The sequence below is a fragment of the Aeromonas sp. 600282 genome, assembly GCF_049175755.1.
Taxonomy (GTDB): domain Bacteria; phylum Pseudomonadota; class Gammaproteobacteria; order Enterobacterales; family Aeromonadaceae; genus Aeromonas; species Aeromonas veronii_A.
The window spans coordinates 20,892-41,164 of record NZ_JAAKVR010000002.1 but is presented as its reverse complement, the minus strand read 5'-3'; the positions used below and the strand labels follow the sequence as shown (position 1 = coordinate 41,164).

The window sequence follows — 20,273 nt, the reverse complement described above, 5'->3', positions numbered from 1 at the left end:
GGATCTGCTATGTGGTACTTCACCTGGATTTTGGGCCTCGGATTCGCCCTGCTGCTGGGCTTGTGCAACCTGCTCTGGCTGGAAGCGCGCTGGCAGGCGGACGAACGGGACGGTAACTGACGGCGGGGGGCTCGCGCCCCGCCATGGCCGGTGGCTGGCGTTCACTCGTCGCCATCGGCCCCTCTCTCCCCCTCTTTAAACGACACACACGACACACTTTCAACCGACAACCAACCGACAGGTAATTGTGATGAAACAGAGATTGAAAGCGGTGGCGCTGGCCATCGGGTGCGCGCTCACCGTCGCCCCGGCCTGTGCCGAACCGGTACAACTGACGCCACTGGATAAAACCTTCACCCTGCAGGTGCTCGGCAGTGGTGGCCCCATCTCCGACGATCTGCGTGCCTCCTCCAGCGAGGTGATCTGGTGGAAGGGGAAATCCCGCATCCTGATCGATGCCGGTGGCGGCGTCTACCTGCGCTTCGGCCAGGCGGGGGCCAAGCTCGAAGAGGTCGATTTTATCGGCATCACCCACTTTCACACCGATCATGTGACCGACCTGCCCGCCCTGCTCAAGGGGGCCTACTTCTTCGAGCGCAGCGATCCGCTGGATCTGGCGGGGCCAGAGGCCGGCTCGGCCTTCCCCAGCATGAGCGGCTACTTTGATGCCCTCTTCAACAAGGACAAGGGCGCTTATGCCTACCTGAGCGGCTTCAAGGATGGCACCGATGGCCTCTTCCCCATCACCTTGCACGATGTGCCCTACCAGAGCCCGCAGCCCCACACCGTCTATCAGCAGGATGGGCTGACCATCACCGCCCTCGGCATCCCTCACGGTGACGTACCCTGTCTGGCCTATCGCATCGAGAGCGCCGAGGGAACCATCGTTATCTCTGCAGATCAGAACGGCAGCAACCCGGCCTTTGTGCCGTTTGCCAAGGGGGCCGACATTCTGGTGATGCCGCTCGCCATCCACGAAGGGGCCGACCCTGTCTCCGCCTCGCTTCACGCCAAGCCGTCGGTGGTGGCCAAGATTGCCGCCGAGGTGAACCCCAAGCTGCTGGTGCTCAACCACTGGATGGGGGTCGGCCTCAATCACAAGAAAGAGGCGATGGCCATCGTCAAACAGCAGTTCCACGGCCAGATCGTGGCCGCCCGCGATCTCTCCAGCTACCCCGTTTCATCCGTCAAGGAGTCCGCCCATGAGTAACTCAAGCAGCAACAAAACCACCGGCAAACTGACCCTCTCCATCGCCATGACCAGCCTGATTGCCCTCACTCCGGGGCTGGCGCTGGCGGCCACCCCGAGCGATGCGCCGGTCAAGGCCGCCCCCAGCGAACAGCACGGCGGCAAGTGTGCGGCGGGCAAGTGCGGCACCGAGAAGCGCTTCGAGAAGCAGGCCCTCGACAGTGATCCGCAGGGGCGGCTGGTGCGCGCTCGCGATGGCAAGTGTGGCGTGGCGGGAGAGGGGATTGATGGCAATACATCCAGCCAGGGCAGCAAGATGACGGAGGGGGTATGCGGCCAATAAGCTCCCGCAGTCGGGGGATCGGGCTGCGTCAGGAGCATCTGGATGCGCTCTGCTCCGGCCCCGTCCGCCCCGGCATCGACTTTCTCGAGCTGGCGCCGGAGAACTGGATGGCCATCGGCGGCGCCAGGCGCGAGCAGTTGCACCGGATCGCCGAGCGGTACCCGCTGGTGGCCCACGGCCTCAGCCTCTCCCTCGGCGATTGCCAGCCCCTCAATCGCACCCTGCTCAGCCAGATCCGCACCTTTCTGGACGAGTTCGGCATCGAGATCTACAGCGAGCACCTGAGCTTTTCCCGCGACCAGCAGGGTTATCTCTACGAACTGCTACCGGTGCCGCGCCAGTGGGAGAACATCCCCTATCTGGCCGAGCGGATCGCGCAGGTGCAGGAGGCGCTGGCCCGCCCGCTGGTGCTGGAAAATATCTCCTACTACCACGGCTATGACCACGAGATGCCGGAGGAGGATTTTCTCGCCGAGCTGGTGGCGCGCAGCGGCTGCGAGCTGTTGCTCGATATCAACAACGTCTTTGTGAACAGCCGCAACCACGGTTACTGCCCCAAGCGGATGATTGCCGGGCTGCCGAGCAGTGCGATCAGCTATTTTCATATCGCCGGTCATCTGGAAGAGGCGGATGGCACCTTGCTGGATACCCATGGCAAACCGGTGTGCGAGGCGGTGGTAGCGCTGGCCCGTTATACGGTGCAGACCCACGGCCTGCGCCCCCTGCTGCTGGAGCGGGATCACCATCTGCCACCGCTGGCAGAGCTGGAGGCCGAGCTGGCGCGGGTGCACGGCGCCTGTTGCGAGGCGATCGACAGTCAGGTGCGGGAGGTGCGTTATGGGTAGACGGTTATCTCTGATCACTGCGCCCAAAACGGCGCCGCAGCGGATGCAGCTGCAGACCGCCTGGCTGGCGAGCCGGGTGCGGCTGCCGCAGGATGGCATCGCCAGCCACTATGCCCGCAGCGTGCGTGCCAATGTGGAGTCGGTGCTGGAGAGTGCCTTTGTGCTCACCCACGCTCATTGGGCGCCGGTGGACAGGTGGCTGCTGGTGGAGGGCTTTGTTATCCAGCACGGCGCCGAGACCCCCGAGTTTCACCATATCGCCACCGAGTTTGTCCGCTATGTGCAGCATCGCCACAGTGAGGGCTCTCTCAACTGGCCCAAGCAGCGGCTGGCGCTGCTGGAGTACGAGTGGGCCTGCCTCTGTGTCGAGATTGATGAAGGGGTGGTGCCGCAAGTTATATCGGGGGTTGAGGTGACGGCGGAGAGTCCGCTTGTGCTCAATCCCACCCTGCAACTGCTTGAGCTCCCCTTTGCCATTCGTCGCAGCGGCGTGGTGCCGACCCGGCAGGGCAACCACTTCTATGGCCTGTTTCGCAGCCCGGAGCATCAGGTGGTGACCCAGCGGTTGCGCGAATGGGACGTGGCGCTGATCCAGTTGCTGCAACAGCAACCGGGGATCACCCAAGCCGCGTTCCTGCAACAGGTACAACAGGTTCGCAGCGACTTTGATCTGAGCGAGTGGGCACGCCATTTTCACCGGCTGGGTCTGCTGACCTTGCCCGTCGGTGAGCGCCAGACTGGCACTCCCTTGCCCTCATTTAGCAAACACCAAGGAGAATTCCCATGAACAACACCCTGATCCAGTGGTACGAGCGGGCGGTAGCCCAGTGCAAGCGGCTCGATTTTCTGGCCCTGCTGGCCATTCGCCTCTATCTCATTCCGGTCATCTATGTGGGGGCCCACTCCAAGGTGATGGGGTTTGCCGGCACGGTCGCCTGGTTTGGTGCCCCGGTCTCGGAAGGAGGGCTCAACCTGCCGTTCCCGACCCTGCTCGCCTTTCTGGCGGCGGGCACCGAGGTGCTGGGTTGCATCTGCATCGCCCTTGGCCTCTTTACCCGCATCATGGCCATTCCCACCATCTTTCTGATGAGCGTGGCGAGTGCCATGGTGCACTGGAAGCACGGCTGGGATGCCATCGCCACCGGCAGCATGGAGGCCACCTTGCGCCTCAACGGCTTTATCGAGTGGCTGGCGGCGAACTTCCCCGGTCGTTACAACTACATCACGGAGCTCGGGGATCCCGTGATGCTCAACAACGGGATGGAGTTTGCCGCCACCTACTTCGTGATGCTGCTGGTGCTGCTGGTTTACGGCGGGGGCCGCTACGTCAGCCTCGACTACTGGCTCAAACGTGCCGTGACCGGCAAAGCAGGCGTGCAACAGGCGGCATAAGGCTTGCCCACGGATAACAAAAACCATAACGACAGAGCGTGAAAAACAGCGAGCGGCCGAGGGCCGCTCGCTGTTTTTGTGCTGTGTGGGGAGAGTGTCAGCTGCGTCAGCCGCTACTGGTAGCGGCCGACTGCGATGGGGGACTCCTGCTCAATCTGGCCAAGGCGCTCGGCCCACTGAGCGAGCCAGGCTTCCCGCTCTTCTTGCGAGACCCGCACCGGTGCATAACAGATATGGGGGCGCTGCACATCGAAGCCGACAAATTGCAGGATCCCGCGCTGGATGGGGCGCAGCACCCCGTCGATATCGCCGTTGAAGCCGTCGGGCAGATAGGTCTCGGTAGGGCCGCCGGTGGTGAGGCTCAGCAACGCCCGCTTGCCGCGAAACTTGCCGCTCTCGTAGATATGACCCTGACCGTAGACCCGCCCCATGGCAAAGACTCTATCCACCCACCCCTTGAGGATGGCGGGCAGACCAAACCACCAGAGCGGGAACTGGAAGATCAGCAGATCGGCCGCCTCCAGCTTTTGCATCTCCTGCTCCAGCAGCGGGGCGAAGCTGCCCTGCTCGGTGGCAGCCAGCTCTTCAAGCTGCAGCTTGAGAAAATCGGGATCGCTGGCGGCGGTGAAGTTGCGCCGATCCGAGACGGGATCAAAGCCCATGGCATAGAGATCGCTGGTCATCACCGTGTGGCCCGCCTGCTCCAGCGCCCTGATGGCGTGGCAGAAGAGGGCACCGTTGAAACTTTTGGGTTCGGGATGGGCATAGACGATAAGCACCTTCATAACAGACTCCGTGGCAAATGATGCGAGGGTGACAGGCTTGGTTACTGAAAAAGTGACTGAAACAGTTGCTGAAATAGTTGCCGGGTTGACGCTGTGTCACAGCATAGAAGCCTGCCGCACCGATTGCAGCAGGCGCCACGCCCTTGCGTGACGCCTGCTGGCGCAGCTTATGCCTGACAGGCGGCGAGCCGGACGGCTTCGCGGCGCTCGCTGACATGGGTCAGTCCGTAGGCCAGCAGTACGATAAGGGCGCCGATCCAGGGGGTGTGCATCAGGCCGAGGTGCTCCACCACCAGGCCACCGACGACGGAGCCCAGCGCGATGCCAACGTTGAAGGCGGCGATATTGAGGCCGGAGGCCACATCCACCGCCTTGGGGGTGTGCAGCTCGGCCTGTTTGACCACCAGCACCTGCAGACCCGGCACGTTGCCGAAGGCAAAGGCGCCCCACACCAGCACGGTCAGCACGGCCAGCACCGGATGGGGGGCGGTGAAGGTGAGGGCCAGCAGCACCAGCGCCAGACCGGCAAACAGCAGCTTGAGCGCCGGTAGGGGACCCATCTTGTCGGCCAGCTTGCCACCCCAGATATTGCCGATGGCGACCGATACCCCGTACACCAGCAGGATCAGGCTCACCGCACTGTCGCTAAAGCCGCTCACCTGCTGCAGGATGGGGGCGAGGAAGGTGAAAGCGGTGAAGGCGCCGCCATAACCGAGGGCGGTCTTGGCGTAGACCAGCAGCAGCGGCTTCTTGGTCAGTACCGAGAGTTGCTCGCGGATGGTCGAGGCTGCTCCCTTGGGCAGGTTGCCCGGGATCAGCAGCAGGCTACCCACCATGGCGATGAGGCCCAGCAGGCTTACCACCAGAAAGGTTTCACGCCAGCCAAAGACCTGACCAATCCAGGTGCCGAGCGGTACGCCTGTCACCAGCGCCACGGTAAGGCCGCTGAACATGATGGCGATGGCGCTCGCTGCCTTCTCTTTGGCCACAAGACCCGTGGCGATGGTGCTGCCTACCGAAAAGAAGACCCCGTGCGCCAATCCGGTCAGGATGCGGGCCACAATCAGGCTCTCGTAACCGGGGGCCTGCCAGGCCAGCAGGTTGCCGGCGGTAAAGAGCGCCATCAGCCCTACCAGCAGCCACTTGCGCGGCACCTTGCCGGTCAGCGCTGTGAGCACGGGGGCGCCGATGGCTACGCCAAGGGCATAGAGGCTGACCAGAAGGCCCGCCGAGGGAAGCGAGACATTGAGCTGCTCGGCAATGGTGGGGATAAGCCCCACGATCACAAATTCGGTGGTGCCTATCGCAAAGGCACTCAGGGTAAGGGCAAATAACGCCAGTGGCATAACAACTCCTTGGTTAGGGACTCCCGACGGGAGAATGGCGCCAGTATGCCGATGGGTTTTGTTGGCAAAAATGACGGTGACATCAAATTACTTTTGCCAAATCAGCAGCAATGGCGATGAGTAGGAGGGGAATGGGAGAGACAAGAGTGGCCGCAAAGAGGGGGGAAGAGAGATGAGATCGAAGTGACTGGAAAGCAGAGACAAAGCGTGTTGAGCGAGTAGGGTATAAAGAGGAAACGGGGGCGGGGGTAATGGAAGGAGACAGGGTTGGCTGAACCTGCTGTGCGTGGGGGAATGAGCAACGAGTGAGATGAAAGGGCAAAAAAAGCGGGAGGCATGATACCTCCCGATTTTGCTGAAAAATGTCGTTGAGCGTTATTTGCACCCTTCTCCCGTCGGGAGAGGGGATAGTTCGCAGTTGCAATAGGCTCGTGAGAGTTGCCGGTATCCGCCGTCGAAGCAAGAGAGCCCATGTCTCCCTTCCCGTTTAATCCCAATCTGGTGCAAAGTCCGGGTTGGCGCAGCGCTCACCCCGATCCAGCGTGGCGATGGCGGCCATCTCCTCGCTGCTCAAGGCGATATCGAGAGCGGCCAGATTGGCAGCCTGATTCTCCCGCTTGGTGGAGCTCGGGATCACTGTCATGTCCTGCGCCAGCAGCCAGGCCAGCGACACCTGTGCAGCCGATACCCCGTGGCGTTTGCCAATCTCCATCAGCAGCGGCTCGCTCAGCACCTTGCCATAGGCGAGCGGCATATAGGCGGTGACGGCGATACCGTTAGCTTTGCAGAACTCGACCACCTTGCGGTTTTGCAGCAGGGGATGAACCTCGATCTGCTGGTGGGCGATGGCCCCAGGCCCCAAAATCTCGATAGCCTGTTTGAGCTGGGCCACGGTGAAGTTGGAGACCCCGATCTCCCGGGTCAGGCCCCGGGCCTTGGCCTCGGTCAACTGCTCCAGATAGACTGCCATCGGCACCTCATCCTTGGGGGAGGGCCAGTGGATCAGCGCCAGATCCAGATAGTCAGTGCCCAGTTTTTCCAGGCTTACCTCCAGGCTCGGGAGCACCTTGCCCGGGCCAAACTCGCTGGTCCACACCTTGGTGGTCAGGTAGATCTCGTGGCGGGCAACAGTGCTGCGGGTCAGCACGGCGCCGACTTCGGCTTCGTTGTCATAGATCTGGGCGGTATCGATATGGCGATAGCCCAGCTCCAGACCGTTGGTCAGGGTGGCAAGCAGCGGCTCGCCCTTCAGGCGGAAGGTGCCCAGACCCATGGGTGGCATATTGATCATCTTATTCCTCAATGGGGTGGTGGTTGGCCCTTGATGGGCTGAACAGAAACAGGCTCTAGGGCCAGTCAGGCGCCCAGTGGCTGATAGCGGCGAATGGTGCTGCTGGCAAACCAGGGCTCGGCCTTGGCGACAAATTCGGTAAAGTGGGGTTGGCCCTGATGGGCGGTGAGGGCCGCTTCGCTCTCCCACACTTCGTAGAGCATCCAGCTGTGGGGATTGTCCAAGTCTTGGTGCAACTGATAGCGCTGGCAGCCCGCCTCTTGCAGCGTGGCCGCAATCAGCGGCTCAAGGGCGGCGCGAAACTGGGCGGCGAATTCGGGTTTGGCTTCAAGCTGGGCAATCACAATCACGGGTGATGACATCTGAACCTCCTTGGCAAAAACGAAGGGTCAGTATGCCTGTCGTGACTTGCTGGAAACAGGGCGCTGGTCGCAAAACAGTATTGAGGGGAGAGCAGCAATGGGGTAATCCAGGACATATAAGAGGAATACGCTAATGACCTCATTACACGAATCAACAATTTATTTTTTTAGTTTCTAAGTTTCGACCTATTCTGATTGCAAGCGTCAGGATCTTATGTGCTTCTACATAAGCTTCGATTGTAGGTGATTTGCTGAATGTTCCATCCATCTTAACATCTTGAACTATTGCATCTACTAAATGATGAAAGTTAATAATTTGCTTCGATGTTTCATGAACTACCACGCCCAAATGTTTACAGTTTTCTTGATATACTCTGGAATAATGAGGCGGGATATCGGAGGCTAATATGTATGTATCATCTGGATTTTCTTTTAAGTGAGCAATGGCGTTATTGATACTGTCAAGAAACCCTCTTGTTTCCATTAAATTAAGTAATGCGGATATTTCGGTAATCAGAGATCTTGTAATTTGTAATGAAAACATTTTCTCTTTTTTACGTTCAATTATGCTAGAAGTAATAATTGAACTGAGCGAACCCAAAACTGCACCGCCAAGGGCTGCAATAACTGGAATCCATTCGTTCGATCCTTTACTTCCAATAGCCTTGATTGATTCAGTTACAAGATTAATTTCTTCTGGGCTCATAGAACACCTTTTATAAAATTGCCATATAGATGGCATGATATTCTACTGTAATTACCTTCAAAATAACACCTTGAAATTTTGATGCAATCTGACAGCCATCTGCATCTGCAATAGAATGTAATAATATTTGTTGGGAACTGTGTCTTAAATGCCATGATTAAGTCAAGAACACGTAATATGAAATGAACACTTCACCTGTTTTTTCAAAAAACGGTTCGGTGTTTTCTTTTATAAACCTTTCGGATATGTAGTAGAGAACGATATTATGAATAATATGGATGTAGATTGTTTCACTTCGTCCAGTATTATCAGGCGCTAAATAGCTGTTCCGAATAATAGATCACTGCACTCGTACAGCTTCTACAAGTGACATTGAGCACGCATCGTGCGCTAAGCCTTGTCACTTCAGGCTTTCTCGCCAGATTGCACAAATGCCTTACGCCACAAGGCTTCCGGCAAGATGGAGCACTATTAGGATCAGTTATTTAGCTTGCACCGACCAGACCGCAAACTCATTGCCGCTGGGTTCAACGAAGTGGAAACGGCGTCCACCGGGGAAGTCGAATAGTGGGCGATTGATGGTGCCACCGTGTTGGCTTACCTTGGCTTGGGTCGTTTCAATATCGGCGCTGTAGTCGGGGCCGTAACCGACAAACTGCCAGCCAAATACGGCCTGAAAGAATGCTTTGGTCGCGGCGAGATCCCTGGCCGCAAACTCCACATAGTTCAATTTTTCATGGGCTTTCATGCAGTTCGTCTCCCTCATCATCAGCATCGCTGGGTTCAGCAAGTTGTTCCCACGGGGTCAGTTTAAGCTGCTTGCGCCGTAGCCAGAGCCAAGATGCCATGGTCAGGCCGCAGAATCCCGCAAACAGGGCTGTTTGGCGCAGGGCAAACAGCGGATCTATCCCCATGGGGTGCCAACTGAAAAACCACATCGCCATGCCCCATACCAGACCAATGCCTACCCCGAATAGCAGAACGTTGGTTAGCCAACCCTCATAGTGAGGCGGTTTGACGGGATAACCGAACCTGCGCAGCAGTCTGCACAGCGGTGGATTGTAGTTGGCATGCCATACCCCTTTGTTAGCCAGCTCCTGATGGGCGGCGGCCAGCCGTTCTTCAAATGTCATGGTATTCATCCTTGTGAAATAGGTGGTGCCATTCGGTGCTTTTTAGGCTGCATTGTACTGAGAAATCGCGAGCATGATGTGGGCTCGAGGTCACGTTCTTTCTCTGTAGAAAAAAAGAAATGGCCTCACCGCACGCTTGCCAATCCACAGCGGCTGCGCCTATAAAGGCCCATTACTCTTGTCCGGATAACAGCAATGAAGACCCATTCTGATGAACTGACCCTGTTTGTGGCGGTGGTGGAGGCGGGCAGTTTTCGCCAGGCGGCGGAGAACCTCGGCATGGACAACTCGGTGGTGAGCCGTGGCATCAAGCGGCTGGAGGAGAAGCTCTCAACCGTTTTGCTCAATCGCACCACCCGCCGGGTCAGTCTGACCGAGGAGGGGAGTTGGTTCTATCAGCGGGCGGTGAAGATCCTGACCGAGATGAGCGAGGCGGAGGGGCATCTGCTGATGCGCCGGGAGCAACCAGAGGGGATCTTGCGGGTAGATGCCGCTACCCCCTTTATTCTGCACCGGCTGGTGCCGATCATCGGCGAGTTTCGCCGCCGCTACCCTGCCATCGAGTTGCAGCTGCACAGTTCGGAGGGCTTTATCAATCTGATGGAGCGGCGGGTGGACATGGCCATCCGCATCGGCGAGCTGACCGACTCCTCACTGCGCGCACTGCCACTGGGCCGTTCGCGGTTGCGGCTGCTGGCTTCCCCTGGCTATTTGAGCGAGCGCGGCACCCCGCGCCAACCGGCGGATCTGCTGAGCGGTCACGAGCTGCTCGGCTTTTTGCATCCCGATCACCTCAACCACTGGCCGCTGCTCAGTGCCGAGCAGGGGGATCGCTTTGCCATTACCCCCAGCCTGCGAGCCAGCAGCGGCGAAACCTTGCGTCAGCTGGCGTTGGCGGGGCAGGGGATCGTCTGTCTGTCAGATTTCATGACCGGGCCGGATCGGGAGAGCGGCGCGCTGGTGGAGGTGCTGGCCCGCAGCAACAGTGGCGCCTCGCGCCCCATCAATGCGGTCTTCTACTCCGATGCCCAGCGGGATATCCGGCTGCGGGTCTGGCTCGATTTTCTCAAAGAGCAGCTGGGCAGCCATACCCTGTAGTTCAGGTTGGTTTGTGCGGTTTGTTTGAACGGTTCGTCGTTGCGGTTTGCTTAACGAAAAACAAGCCGCGCCTTCGTTGCGGCCAATCAGCATGAGCCAGGCGGCAGATAAACAGACGGCCGACTTGAGGGTCGGCCGCCGGTTCGGGAAGGTGTGTGAGCTGAAGCGCAGTTAGCGGGGCAATTTGCCCCATACCCGGCTGAGCAGGGCGCCGCCGATCACCGGTGGAATGGCCAGCAGCAGGGTCCACTGCCAGGAGAGGCCGCCGACGGTGGCGGCCAGTACGATGCAGGTGAGCACCACCAGTTGGGCCACCATCATCAGGAAGGTGCCTTCGCGGGGGGTCAGGGTCTCTTTTTGAGTGGCGACGTGGGCTACGGGCGCTTGATTGGTGGTGGGTTTCATGGCGATATCCCTCTGTTGAGTCTGATATCACTAAGCAATGGCCATTCCACATTTTTTTCATGTTAATTATCAATGGCTTGCAAGTCTTGTCGTCATTCCCGTTTCGAGAGCGCAGGCAAAATGATTTGCAAAATGAAAACGCCACCCTGCGGTGGCGTCTTGGTTATTGAGAGGGAGAGGGGGAAGCACCGGGTCTAGCCAATCCGGTATTGGCGGATCTGCTCGTCGATGGCTTTGGCCAGTTCGAACAGTTCGCGGCTGGCGGCATTGCTCTCCTCTGCGTGTTCACGCTGATGCTCGGCCACCATGGCGAGCTCGTCAAGCGCAGCTCTGGCTTGCCCCATCTGTTGATCCTGAGCTTGTGCCAGCGCGCTGATTTCGTTGAGTTCCCTTGCTGTCTGGTTAATTTGGCTGGTGGCATCGACCAGCACCTCTCTGGCTTGATGCATCCGGCTATAGCCCTCTTCGCTCAGGGTGTGGGAGCCTGCCATCGAGCTGCTGGCCTGCCGGGTACCCTCCTGCAGACGCAAGATAAGATCCTGCACATCCTTGGTGGCGGTCTGGGTGCGCACCGCCAGTTGGCGCACCTCGTCGGCCACCACCGCAAAGCCCCGCCCCATATCCCCTGCCCGGGCAGCCTCGATAGCGGCATTGAGGGCCAGCAGGTTGGTCTGGTTCGAGACATCGCGGATGAGGTTCATGATCTGGGTGATGTTGTTGCTGTCCTTGACCACCTCTTCAAGCAGCGCGGACGAGGTGCCGATGCTGCTGCGCAAAGTATCGAGACGATCGGCACTCTGGATCACATCCTGTTCGACACTGAGCATATGGTCAGCGATGCGCCGGGTCACGTCGCTGACCCCCTCGGAACGGCTGGCGATCTGCTCGGCATTGCTGCCGATAGCAGCGACTACATTGGTCAGTTCTTGGATGCTCCTTGCCTGCTGGCACGCTTCTCCCGCCAGTGCCTGCGCCTGATGAAGGGTTTGCGAGGATTGGGCGGAGAGGGCACTCCCCGATTGTTGGAAGCGGGAGAAGCTCTGGTTAAGACTCTGGATCAGCCGGTTGAAGCTCTGGGCCATCTGGCCCAGCTCCGACTCGTCGGAGAAGTCGAGGCGGGTCGCCAGATCCCGATCGGCGGTGATGTGGTGCATGCCATCGGCAGCCTGACGAATCGGGCGACTGATGGAGTGAGCCAACCAGGCGGAGGCCAGCATCGCCAGAGTGCCGATGGCGAGCGACACCATGATGATGAGCTGGCGTGACTCATGTAATCCCTCTTCCAACTCGGCGCTGTTGATCTCGCCAATCAGCAGCCGGTTGAGGGTGGGGATGTAGCGTACAGCAAGAAGGTAGGTTTCTCCCTCCAGCGTCAGTGCCTCAACTGCCACCTGTTCCCCAGCCTTGGGGATAAGCCGTTTGACGGTATCGAGAAAGGATTGTTGATGGTGAGCGGCATCTTTTTGCTCCAGTGCGGGGTGGATCTCGATATTGCCTTCCATGTCCGCCAGATAGACCTGACCGCTCTTGCCGATCCGATAGCTGCTGATGAGCTTGCTCAGGGTGCTCATGTCGATGGAGGTACCGGCCACCGCCAGGGTATTGCCCTCGTGGGTGACGGCGGTGTTGATATAGAGGGAGGCTCGCTGGTTGAAATCGGAGATGTCGAGGTTCAGTTCGTAAGGTTGATTGCGCTGGAGAAAACCGTAAAACCACTCATCTTTCGGGTCTGACTCGCTCAGCGCTTTCTGGGCGGTGGGGCCGTCACTGAAGTTGAGCAAGGTGTTGGTCTGGCGAGGGGCAATAAAGACGTTACCGCCGAGACGTCGTTGCAGAGCCTGAAAGTAGCGCTCCATCTCGGGCCACTCAGCTTCTGGCATGCCAGCGGTCAGCCAGTCGATGACGAAGCTGTTGCTGGCGAGCGCTTGCGCCTCGGTCAGGTGCTGGGTCAGCTGGGCGGTCAGCTGGTTGGCAATGCGGTCCACACTGCTTGGCAGCTCATAGCGTTCGACCCGCTGCTGTGCCTGCGTGTGGGATATCTGCTCGAGGATCAGGGTGATGCAACTGATGGCGATAACCATCAGTATCGCTACGCCGGAGAGGATCCGGGTGCGGATCCCGAGCCCTGACCAGAGTGAGTGCAGTGTAAAACGGTGTATCGCCCTCTCCATATTTCTCTCCTCCATAAAGAAAGGCCGCATATGCGACCCAGATGATGATTATAGATAGAGAACTCAATTGTGTTGTGACGGTTGGTGAGAACAAGATTCACCAGATAAAAACAGGGGGAGCAACGGGAGGGGAGGGCCGGCAAGGGGTAGACAAAAAGAGGCCGACGTGATGGTCGGCCTCCTTGGTGTTTATCTCAACGGAATGTCGGGAGCCCGATCAATCCTCTTCAGCCCAACGGCGTGAACGCTCAACCGCTTTTTTCCAGCCGTTGTAGCGCTTGGCGCGATCGTCTCTGTCCATCTGCGGGATGAACTCGCGGTCCACGCTGAACTTGTCTTCCAGCTCGTCGGAGCTCTTCCAGAAGCCGACTGCCAGACCCGCTAGGAAGGCGGCGCCCATGGCGGTGGTCTCGATGCGGGTCGGACGCACCACCGGGGTGTGCATCATGTCGGCCTGGAACTGCATCAGGAAGTCGTTGGCTACCGCGCCACCGTCGACCTTGAGGGCGGCCAGCTTGATGCCGGAGTCTTGCTGCATCGCATCCAGCACATCGCGGCTCTGATAGGCGATGGATTCCAGCGCGGCACGGATGATGTGGTTGCGGTTGGCGCCACGGGTCAGGCCGACCATGGTGCCGCGAGCATAGGGATCCCAGTAGGGCGCGCCTAGGCCGACGAAGGCCGGTACCAGATAGACGCCGTTGGTGTCACCCACCTTGGAGGCGAAGTAGTCGGTATCGCGGGCATCGTGAATGATCTTCAGCTCGTCACGCAGCCACTGGATGGTGGCGCCGCCCATAAACACCGCACCTTCCAGCGCGTAGTTCACTTCCCCTTTCGGGCCGATGGCAACGGTAGTCAGCAGGCCGTTGCTGGAGCGAACCGGCTCGGTGCCGGTGTTCATCAGCATGAAGCAGCCGGTGCCGTAGGTGTTCTTGGCCATCCCTTTTTCAAAGCAGAGCTGGCCGAACAGGGCAGACTGCTGGTCACCGGCGATACCGGCGATGGGGATGCGGGAGCCGCCACCACGGGTGGTGTAGCCGTACACTTCGGAAGAGGGTTTCACTTCCGGCAGCATGGACATGGGGATGCCCAGCTCGTCCAGCATTTTCTCGTCCCATTTCAGCTCGCGGATGTTGTAGAGCATGGTACGGGAGGCGTTGGTCGGGTCGGTGACGTGCACTTCGCCATTGGTCATCTTCCAGACCAGCCAGGTGTCGATGGTGCCGAACAGCAGCTCGCCGTTCATCGCCTTCTCGCGGGCACCTTCCACGTTGTCGAGGATCCACTTCACCTTGGTACCGGAGAAGTAGGCATCCAGCACCAGGCCGGTGTTCTCGCGAACATACTCTTCCAGACCGCGAGCTTTGAGCTCTTCGCAGATGGCGGCGGTGCGGCGGCACTGCCAGACGATGGCGTTGTAGATGGGCTTGCCGGTGGCCTTTTCCCATACCACTGTGGTTTCACGCTGGTTGGTGATACCGATGGCGGCGATCTCTTCGCTGCGCAGGCCAGTCTTGGCCAGCACTTCGGTAAAGACGGAGGATTGGGTCGCCCAGATCTCCATCGGGTCGTGCTCTACCCAGCCCGCTTTCGGGTAGTGCTGGGTGAATTCGCGCTGGGAGGTACCGACAATATTGGCATCCTGATCAAACACGATGGCGCGGGAAGAGGTGGTTCCCTGGTCCAGAGCGACGACATATTTCTTTTCAGCAGACATGATGTTCTCCACGTTTCTATTTTCCACGTTTTTATACGTTGGAGGGGGCCGCTCTTATGCGGCAGCCTCTTCTTTGGCGGTTTGGGTAGCTTGCTCGGTGGTGACGACACGGTTGCCCGGGACGCAGGGAGCCAGCACTTTGACATACAGAGCGGTACCAATCTGGGCGCCAACGATGGGGCCAAGGATCGGAACCCAGAAGTAGGGGTTGTCACGACCACCGGTCAGGGCAACATCACCCCAGCCAGCAAAGAACGCGAACAGTTTCGGACCAAAGTCACGGGCCGGGTTCATGGCAAAACCGGTTAACGGGCCAAGGGAGGCACCGATCACCGCGATCAGGATACCGATCAGCAGGGCGGCAGCGAAACCCTTGGGGGCGCCGTTGTTGTTGTCACCCAGCGCCATGATGCCCAGCATCAGGACAGCGGTGATCACCAGCTCGACGGCAAAAGCTTGCATGTTGGTCAGCAGGGCATTGGGGTAGGTGGAGAAGATCCCGGCGGTGCCGAGGCTCTCGACACTGCCGCGCACCACGTTATGGGTCACTTCCCATTGGGTGAAAAGGTTACCATAAAGGAAGTAGACAAGGGCCGCGAAGCAGAAGGCACCGGCCATCTGGGCGATGATGTAGGGCACCACCTTGCGCTTGTCGAACCCGCAGAAGGTCATCAGCGCCAGGGTGACGGCCGGGTTCAGGTGGGCACCTGAAATACCGCCGGTCACATAGATGGCGATGGCCACACCCAGACCCCAGGTAATGGAAATTTCCCACTGCCCGAAGTTGGCGCCTGCCAGCACCAGTGCGGCCACACATCCGACACCGAAAAATATCAGCAGGCCGGTTCCGATAAACTCGGCGATGCATTCGCCAAGCAGGGTATTGGGTCTTTGTATGCTCATACTTTTATTCCTTATATCCACCCGTAGAGGTTTGATGTTCCGTTCTATCTTTTTGTGTCTATCCGTTGCTGCCGAAAACGTTTCCTTGTTGTTTTTGCTTCTTGCGCAAACGTTATGCTCGTTTGCGCTCGTTATCGGTCGTGACAGAAAATAACCCTTCCCGCTAATTTCACCATCCCCCCTCCATAGGAAATGTGGACAAGATCCCACTCATTGCTAAGAAAATGTGACGTAAAGCATCTTGATAACAGCCGCTTACCACTTAGGGGGTAGCTTGCAACCCTTGCCACACAAGGGCTGGCGCTTGCTGAGCAATTTCTCATTTGGAGCTTTTATTTGTAATAAAACTGCAATATTTGAGCATGCATCACAGATTAAATGAGCGCATATGAGCACAATTGGCTCGCTTGCGAATCGGTGGACTCACATGATTCGTTGGAATGGTCAGGGCATCCTCAACCGCCCATAACAACAATAAGGAAGCAGAACATGCTTAGTCTCTTCAGGCCTGCGGCGCACATCGACAGGCTCCCGGCTGACAAGGTCGACCCCTTCTACAAACGCATGCGTTGGCAGGTGTTTTTCGGGATCTTCTTCGGTTACGCCGGCTACTATCTGGTACGGAAAAACTTCAGTCTGGCGATGCCCTATCTGATCGAGCAGGGCTTTTCCCGTGGTGATCTCGGTTTCGCGCTCTCCGGGGTCTCCATTGCCTATGGTCTCTCCAAATTTCTGATGGGGAACGTCTCTGACCGTTCCAACGCCCGTTACTTCCTCTCCGCCGGTCTGCTGCTCTCGGCTGCCATCATGTTCATGATGGGTACCATGCACTGGGCCACCTCCAGCATTGCCATCATGTTTGTGCTGTTGTTCCTGAACGGTTGGGCACAGGGCATGGGCTGGCCGCCCTGCGGTCGCACCATGGTGCATTGGTGGTCACAGAAAGAGCGCGGCGAAGTGGTTGCGGTCTGGAACGTGGCGCACAACGTGGGTGGCGGCATGATTGGCCCGCTGTTTATCCTCGGGATGGGTTGGTTCAACGACTGGCGCAGTGCCTTCTATGTGCCTGCGGCAGCGGCGGCCGCCATCGCAGTGATCGCCTTCTTCGTGATGCGTGATACCCCGCAATCGGTCGGTCTGCCTCCCATCGAGGAGTACAAGAACGACTATCCGAAGGATTACAACGAGAGCCACGAGCAGGAGTTCTCCGCCAAGGAGATCTTCGTCAAGTACGTGCTGCACAACAAACTGCTGTGGTATATCGCGATCGCCAACGCCTTCGTTTACCTCATTCGTTACGGTGTGCTGGACTGGGCGCCAACCTACCTGAAAGAGGCCAAGCACTTCACCGTCGACAACTCCTCCTGGGCTTACTTCCTCTACGAGTGGGCCGGTATTCCGGGCACCCTGCTGTGTGGCTGGATCTCTGACAAGATGTTCCAGGGCCGCCGAGCCCCGGCCGGTATCCTGTTCATGGTGCTGGTGACCCTGGCTGTGCTGGTTTACTGGTTCAACCCGGCCGGCAACCCGACCATCGACATGATGGCGCTGGTGGCTATCGGCTTCCTGATCTACGGCCCTGTCATGCTGATCGGCCTCTATGCTCTTGAGCTGGCACCGAAGAAAGCAGCCGGTACTGCGGCAGGTTTCACCGGTCTGTTCGGTTATCTGGGCGGCGCCGTGGCAGCCAACGCCATGCTGGGTTATACCGTTGACCACTTCGGTTGGGATGGCGGCTTCATGGTGCTGACCGTCTCCTGTGTGCTCTCCATCATCCTGCTGGCGATGACCCTCAAGCATGAGAACATTGCCGTTGCGGCCAAGAAAGCGGCTGCCCATAAGGCATAAAACGTGATCCTCAGCTTATTGATCCCAAAGGGGATCAGGTAAACTGCCAAAAGGCCCCGCATCTGCCGGGGCCTTTTTTTGTCTCATCATCGGAGTGCAAGCGTGAAGCAAACCCAACGACATCTGGAGATCCTGGACGTCCTGACGCGGCAGGGATTTGTCTCGACCGACGATCTGGTGACCCACTTTGACGTCAGCCCCCAGACCATTCGCCGGGATCTGAACGATCTCGCCGAACAGAACAAGATCCGGCGCCATCATGGCGGTGCCTCCCTGCATTCGAGTACCGTCAATACCGCCTACAGCGCCCGTAAAGTGATGCAACTCAAGGAGAAAGAGCGCATCGCCCGCGAGGTCGCGGCCAAGATTCCCGACGGCTCATCGCTCTTTATCGACATAGGTACCACCACCGAAGCCATTGCCCGCGCCCTGCTCGATCACCGTGAGCTGCGCATCGTCACCAACAACCTCAACGTGGCCAGCATTTTGACGGCAAAGGATGACTTCACCGTCATCATCGCCGGTGGCGAGATCCGCAACCGCGATGGCGGCATCGTGGGGGAGGCGACCCGCGACTTTATCGGTCAGTTTCGCATGGACTATGGCGTCATCGGGATTTCGGGGATCGACAACGACGGCTCCCTGCTCGATTTCGACTATCACGAGGTGAAGATTGCCCAGGCCATCATCGCTCACTCCCGTCAGGTGTTCCTGGCCGCCGACCACACCAAGTTCGGTCGCAATGCCATGGTCAATCTGGGCAATCTCAGCCAGATCCACGCCCTCTTTACCGATCAGGAGCCACCGGAAAAGCTGACGCGATTGATGGCGCAACACCAGATCGCCTGCCACATCTGCTGACGGCGAAACACGCCAAGGCTGTGCCGGTCGCCCGTCAGGGCGGCCTCCTTTCTCTTTCTCTCCCCCATCCCTGCACCCATCTCACCCCTTTATAGGTATTGCAAAAACCACTATTCAATCTGGTTTTTTTGGCTATTAACCCGCCGATGTTGGCCCGACGCCATTTGCTCCGCTGACCTGTCCCCTTTGCCACCTCTGGCGGGCTGTGGCGATCACACTTTCATCATAAAATGTTCGTTTGTTGTATTTTCATGTTCTAAAATGAGCGAAATCAAACATTGCTGTTATAGCAATCATAAAAATGAAAGTAGGTGAACATGAGCGAACATTATGATCTGGTCGTCGTCGGTGGCGGCATCAACGGGGTCGGCATCGCAGCCGATGCGGCAGGACGGGGTCTGAAGGTTGCCCTGTTTGAGGCGCAAGATCTCGCCTCTGCCACCTCGTCCAACTCCAGCAAGCTGATCCACGGCGGTTTGCGCTATCTCGAGCATTACGAATTCCGGCTGGTGAAAGAGGCGTTGGCGGAGCGTGAGGTGCTGCTCGGTATGGCGCCTCACATCGCCCGTCCCATGCGTTTTCGCCTGCCGCACCGCCCGCACCTGCGTCCGGCCTGGATGATCCGTGCCGGTCTCTTCCTCTATGACAATCTGGCCAAGCGCGACAAGCTCAAGGGGAGCTGTGGCGTGCGCTTCCTGCCGCAAGATGGTTTGACCGCGGGGGTCAACAAGGGGTTTGAATACTCGGATGCCTGGGTCGACGATGCCCGGCTGGTTGTGCTTAACGCCATGATGGCCCGTGACAAGGGGGCCGATGTGCAGACCCGCACCCGCTGCATCAAGGCGGTGCGCGGTTCCAAACACTGGACGCTCACTTTGGAGCGGGAAGGGGGCGAGCAGTTCAATGTCACCTGCCGCGGTCTGGTCAATGCGGCCGGCCCCTGGGTCAAGACCTTCTATGACGAGAGCCTGCACGAGAAATCCCCGCGCGGCATTCGCCTTATTAAAGGCAGCCACATGATAGTGCCGCGCATCCATGAGCGCGAAGAGGCCTACATCCTGCAAAACGAGGACAACCGCATCGTCTTCGTTATCCCTTATCAGCAGGACTACTCCCTCATCGGCACTACGGATGTGGAGCACAAGGGCAGTCCGCGCGAGGCGAAGATCAGCGACGCCGAGATCAACTACCTGTGCAAGGTGGTCAACGCCCACTTCACTCGCCAAATTGCGCCCAAAGACGTGATCTGGACCTATGCCGGGGTGCGCCCGCTGTGCGACGACGAGTCCGACTCGCCACAGGCGGTGACCCGCGACTATACCCTCGAACTTTCCGGTGAATCCGATGGTGCGCCGCTGCTCTCGGTATTTGGTGGAAAGCTCACTACTTACCGCAAGCTGGCGCAGGCTGCCTGCAACAAGCTCAAACCCTGGTTCAGCCAGATGGGGGATGACTGGACCGCCAGCAGCCGGCTGCCCGGTGGCGAGTTCGACTGCTCGGTTCGCGAGCTGGCACGCGCCTTTGCGCTGGAGTTTGACTGGCTCGATGATCGCAGCGCCCTGCGTATCGCCGAAGCCTATGGCGCCCATGCCCGGCTCTGGCTCAAGGAGCCCCGTGGCCAGCACTTTGGTGCCGGACTATACGAATCTGAGGTGCGCTACCTTATCGAGCGGGAGTGGGCCTGCACTCTGGAAGATATCCTCTGGCGTCGCAGCAAGCTGGGGCTGCGCCTGAACGACTCAGAACAGCAGATGCTGCAGATCTGGCTCGACCAATACCATCAGGCTCTGCGCAAGGCGAGCTGATGAGTGACGGTGGGCAGTGCGCTGCTGCCCACCGCTTTCCACCGTAAATATGCAACAAACCTCTGATAGA

At 58.7% G+C, this 20,273-nt stretch carries 21 protein-coding genes; 10 read left to right on the top strand and 11 right to left on the bottom strand.

The window, feature by feature from the left end; all coding sequences use genetic code 11:
* Positions 1 to 9 precede the first annotated feature (9 nt).
* The 6 genes from cydX (at position 10) to G5137_RS02940 (ending at position 3,769) form a co-directional block, all read left to right on the top strand.
* On the top strand, positions 10 to 120 hold the full coding sequence (gene cydX / locus G5137_RS02965; protein ID WP_005337572.1) for a cytochrome bd-I oxidase subunit CydX: 111 nt from the start codon (positions 10 to 12) through the stop codon (positions 118 to 120).
* Positions 121 to 250: 130 nt separating this feature from the next.
* On the top strand, positions 251 to 1,210 hold the full coding sequence (locus tag G5137_RS02960) for an MBL fold metallo-hydrolase (protein ID WP_042081514.1): 960 nt from the start codon (positions 251 to 253) through the stop codon (positions 1,208 to 1,210).
* Positions 1,203 to 1,532: a hypothetical protein gene (locus G5137_RS02955; protein ID WP_042056354.1), complete on the top strand. Its 330-nt coding sequence runs from the start codon at positions 1,203 to 1,205 to the stop codon at positions 1,530 to 1,532. The genes G5137_RS02960 and G5137_RS02955 overlap by 8 nt, the downstream gene beginning before the upstream one ends.
* Complete coding sequence (locus G5137_RS02950; protein ID WP_201995465.1) at positions 1,520 to 2,377, top strand: DUF692 domain-containing protein; 858 nt, start codon at positions 1,520 to 1,522, stop codon at positions 2,375 to 2,377. The genes G5137_RS02955 and G5137_RS02950 overlap by 13 nt, the downstream gene beginning before the upstream one ends.
* Positions 2,370 to 3,164: a putative DNA-binding domain-containing protein gene (locus tag G5137_RS02945; RefSeq protein WP_266135076.1), complete on the top strand. Its 795-nt coding sequence runs from the start codon at positions 2,370 to 2,372 to the stop codon at positions 3,162 to 3,164. The genes G5137_RS02950 and G5137_RS02945 overlap by 8 nt, the downstream gene beginning before the upstream one ends.
* A complete protein-coding gene (locus tag G5137_RS02940) occupies positions 3,161 to 3,769 on the top strand; it encodes a DoxX family protein (protein ID WP_064338242.1) in 609 nt (202 codons plus the stop codon). Before G5137_RS02945 ends, G5137_RS02940 begins: the two co-directional genes overlap by 4 nt.
* Positions 3,770 to 3,882: 113 nt before the next feature.
* Here the strand turns inward: G5137_RS02940 and G5137_RS02935 are convergent, their stop codons facing one another.
* The 7 genes from G5137_RS02935 to G5137_RS02905 all read right to left on the bottom strand — a co-directional run bounded on the left by G5137_RS02935 (position 3,883) and on the right by G5137_RS02905 (position 9,392).
* Positions 3,883 to 4,554, bottom strand: coding sequence for an NAD(P)H-dependent oxidoreductase (locus tag G5137_RS02935; protein ID WP_201995467.1), 672 nt, complete (start codon positions 4,552 to 4,554; stop codon positions 3,883 to 3,885).
* 167 nt (positions 4,555 to 4,721) lie between these two features.
* The gene (locus tag G5137_RS02930) at positions 4,722 to 5,900 is read right to left on the bottom strand and encodes an MFS transporter (RefSeq protein ID WP_421254892.1); all 1,179 of its coding nucleotides are present in this window, start codon (positions 5,898 to 5,900) and stop codon (positions 4,722 to 4,724) included.
* A 487-nt stretch (positions 5,901 to 6,387) separates the two neighbouring features.
* On the bottom strand, positions 6,388 to 7,191 hold the full coding sequence (gene dkgB / locus G5137_RS02925; RefSeq protein ID WP_216953294.1) for a 2,5-didehydrogluconate reductase DkgB: 804 nt from the start codon (positions 7,189 to 7,191) through the stop codon (positions 6,388 to 6,390).
* Between the two features lie 65 nt (positions 7,192 to 7,256).
* Entirely contained in the window at positions 7,257 to 7,553 is a 297-nt protein-coding gene (locus G5137_RS02920; RefSeq protein ID WP_064336428.1) for a putative quinol monooxygenase, read from the bottom strand.
* Between the two features lie 151 nt (positions 7,554 to 7,704).
* Positions 7,705 to 8,259: a hypothetical protein gene (locus G5137_RS02915; RefSeq protein ID WP_421254891.1), complete on the bottom strand. Its 555-nt coding sequence runs from the start codon at positions 8,257 to 8,259 to the stop codon at positions 7,705 to 7,707.
* Between the two features lie 481 nt (positions 8,260 to 8,740).
* Complete coding sequence (locus G5137_RS02910; RefSeq protein WP_216953296.1) at positions 8,741 to 9,007, bottom strand: VOC family protein; 267 nt, start codon at positions 9,005 to 9,007, stop codon at positions 8,741 to 8,743.
* Entirely contained in the window at positions 8,994 to 9,392 is a 399-nt protein-coding gene (locus G5137_RS02905) for a DUF6404 family protein (protein ID WP_216953297.1), read from the bottom strand. The genes G5137_RS02910 and G5137_RS02905 overlap by 14 nt, the downstream gene beginning before the upstream one ends.
* A gap of 195 nt (positions 9,393 to 9,587) precedes the next feature.
* Between G5137_RS02905 and G5137_RS02900 the strand changes: the two genes are divergently transcribed.
* A complete protein-coding gene (locus G5137_RS02900) occupies positions 9,588 to 10,490 on the top strand; it encodes a LysR substrate-binding domain-containing protein (RefSeq protein WP_266135070.1) in 903 nt (300 codons plus the stop codon).
* Positions 10,491 to 10,661: 171 nt separating this feature from the next.
* Here G5137_RS02900 and G5137_RS02895 read toward each other — a convergent pair whose 3' ends face one another.
* The 4 genes from G5137_RS02895 to G5137_RS02880 form a co-directional block, all read right to left on the bottom strand.
* Positions 10,662 to 10,895 carry a hypothetical protein gene (locus tag G5137_RS02895; RefSeq protein ID WP_019446771.1) on the bottom strand — a complete coding sequence of 78 codons (234 nt, stop codon included), beginning with the start codon at positions 10,893 to 10,895 and terminating at the stop codon, positions 10,662 to 10,664.
* 194 nt (positions 10,896 to 11,089) lie between these two features.
* Positions 11,090 to 13,066, bottom strand: coding sequence for a methyl-accepting chemotaxis protein (locus tag G5137_RS02890; RefSeq protein ID WP_227342410.1), 1,977 nt, complete (start codon positions 13,064 to 13,066; stop codon positions 11,090 to 11,092).
* Positions 13,067 to 13,283: 217 nt separating this feature from the next.
* Entirely contained in the window at positions 13,284 to 14,786 is a 1,503-nt protein-coding gene (glpK, locus tag G5137_RS02885; RefSeq protein WP_204477386.1) for a glycerol kinase GlpK, read from the bottom strand.
* Positions 14,787 to 14,840: 54 nt separating this feature from the next.
* Entirely contained in the window at positions 14,841 to 15,689 is an 849-nt protein-coding gene (locus G5137_RS02880; RefSeq protein WP_005350866.1) for an MIP/aquaporin family protein, read from the bottom strand.
* Positions 15,690 to 16,178: 489 nt separating this feature from the next.
* Here G5137_RS02880 and glpT point away from each other — a divergent pair, with 489 nt between their 5' ends.
* From glpT to glpD, 3 genes are all read left to right on the top strand, one after another.
* Positions 16,179 to 17,537, top strand: coding sequence for a glycerol-3-phosphate transporter (gene glpT, locus G5137_RS02875; RefSeq protein ID WP_005337540.1), 1,359 nt, complete (start codon positions 16,179 to 16,181; stop codon positions 17,535 to 17,537).
* A gap of 102 nt (positions 17,538 to 17,639) precedes the next feature.
* Positions 17,640 to 18,398, top strand: a complete 759-nt coding sequence (locus G5137_RS02870; RefSeq protein WP_421254890.1) for a DeoR/GlpR family transcriptional regulator — start codon at positions 17,640 to 17,642, stop codon at positions 18,396 to 18,398.
* Between the two features lie 317 nt (positions 18,399 to 18,715).
* Positions 18,716 to 20,203 (top strand): glycerol-3-phosphate dehydrogenase, encoded by a 1,488-nt coding sequence (gene glpD / locus G5137_RS02865; RefSeq protein ID WP_421254889.1) that lies wholly within the window; start codon positions 18,716 to 18,718, stop codon positions 20,201 to 20,203.
* Positions 20,204 to 20,273: the final 70 nt, after the last annotated feature.

Coding starts and splice junctions, on each gene's coding strand:
- cydX (WP_005337572.1), top strand. CDS start 10: ATGTGGTACTTCACCTGGATTTTGGGCCTCGGATTCGCCCTGCTGCTG.
- G5137_RS02960 (WP_042081514.1), top strand. CDS start 251: ATGAAACAGAGATTGAAAGCGGTGGCGCTGGCCATCGGGTGCGCGCTC.
- G5137_RS02955 (WP_042056354.1), top strand. CDS start 1,203: ATGAGTAACTCAAGCAGCAACAAAACCACCGGCAAACTGACCCTCTCC.
- G5137_RS02950 (WP_201995465.1), top strand. CDS start 1,520: ATGCGGCCAATAAGCTCCCGCAGTCGGGGGATCGGGCTGCGTCAGGAG.
- G5137_RS02945 (WP_266135076.1), top strand. CDS start 2,370: ATGGGTAGACGGTTATCTCTGATCACTGCGCCCAAAACGGCGCCGCAG.
- G5137_RS02940 (WP_064338242.1), top strand. CDS start 3,161: ATGAACAACACCCTGATCCAGTGGTACGAGCGGGCGGTAGCCCAGTGC.
- G5137_RS02935 (WP_201995467.1), bottom strand. CDS start 4,554: ATGAAGGTGCTTATCGTCTATGCCCATCCCGAACCCAAAAGTTTCAAC.
- G5137_RS02930 (WP_421254892.1), bottom strand. CDS start 5,900: ATGCCACTGGCGTTATTTGCCCTTACCCTGAGTGCCTTTGCGATAGGC.
- dkgB (WP_216953294.1), bottom strand. CDS start 7,191: ATGATCAATATGCCACCCATGGGTCTGGGCACCTTCCGCCTGAAGGGC.
- G5137_RS02920 (WP_064336428.1), bottom strand. CDS start 7,553: ATGTCATCACCCGTGATTGTGATTGCCCAGCTTGAAGCCAAACCCGAA.
- G5137_RS02915 (WP_421254891.1), bottom strand. CDS start 8,259: ATGAGCCCAGAAGAAATTAATCTTGTAACTGAATCAATCAAGGCTATT.
- G5137_RS02910 (WP_216953296.1), bottom strand. CDS start 9,007: ATGAAAGCCCATGAAAAATTGAACTATGTGGAGTTTGCGGCCAGGGAT.
- G5137_RS02905 (WP_216953297.1), bottom strand. CDS start 9,392: ATGACATTTGAAGAACGGCTGGCCGCCGCCCATCAGGAGCTGGCTAAC.
- G5137_RS02900 (WP_266135070.1), top strand. CDS start 9,588: ATGAAGACCCATTCTGATGAACTGACCCTGTTTGTGGCGGTGGTGGAG.
- G5137_RS02895 (WP_019446771.1), bottom strand. CDS start 10,895: ATGAAACCCACCACCAATCAAGCGCCCGTAGCCCACGTCGCCACTCAA.
- G5137_RS02890 (WP_227342410.1), bottom strand. CDS start 13,066: ATGGAGAGGGCGATACACCGTTTTACACTGCACTCACTCTGGTCAGGG.
- glpK (WP_204477386.1), bottom strand. CDS start 14,786: ATGTCTGCTGAAAAGAAATATGTCGTCGCTCTGGACCAGGGAACCACC.
- G5137_RS02880 (WP_005350866.1), bottom strand. CDS start 15,689: ATGAGCATACAAAGACCCAATACCCTGCTTGGCGAATGCATCGCCGAG.
- glpT (WP_005337540.1), top strand. CDS start 16,179: ATGCTTAGTCTCTTCAGGCCTGCGGCGCACATCGACAGGCTCCCGGCT.
- glpD (WP_421254889.1), top strand. CDS start 18,716: ATGAGCGAACATTATGATCTGGTCGTCGTCGGTGGCGGCATCAACGGG.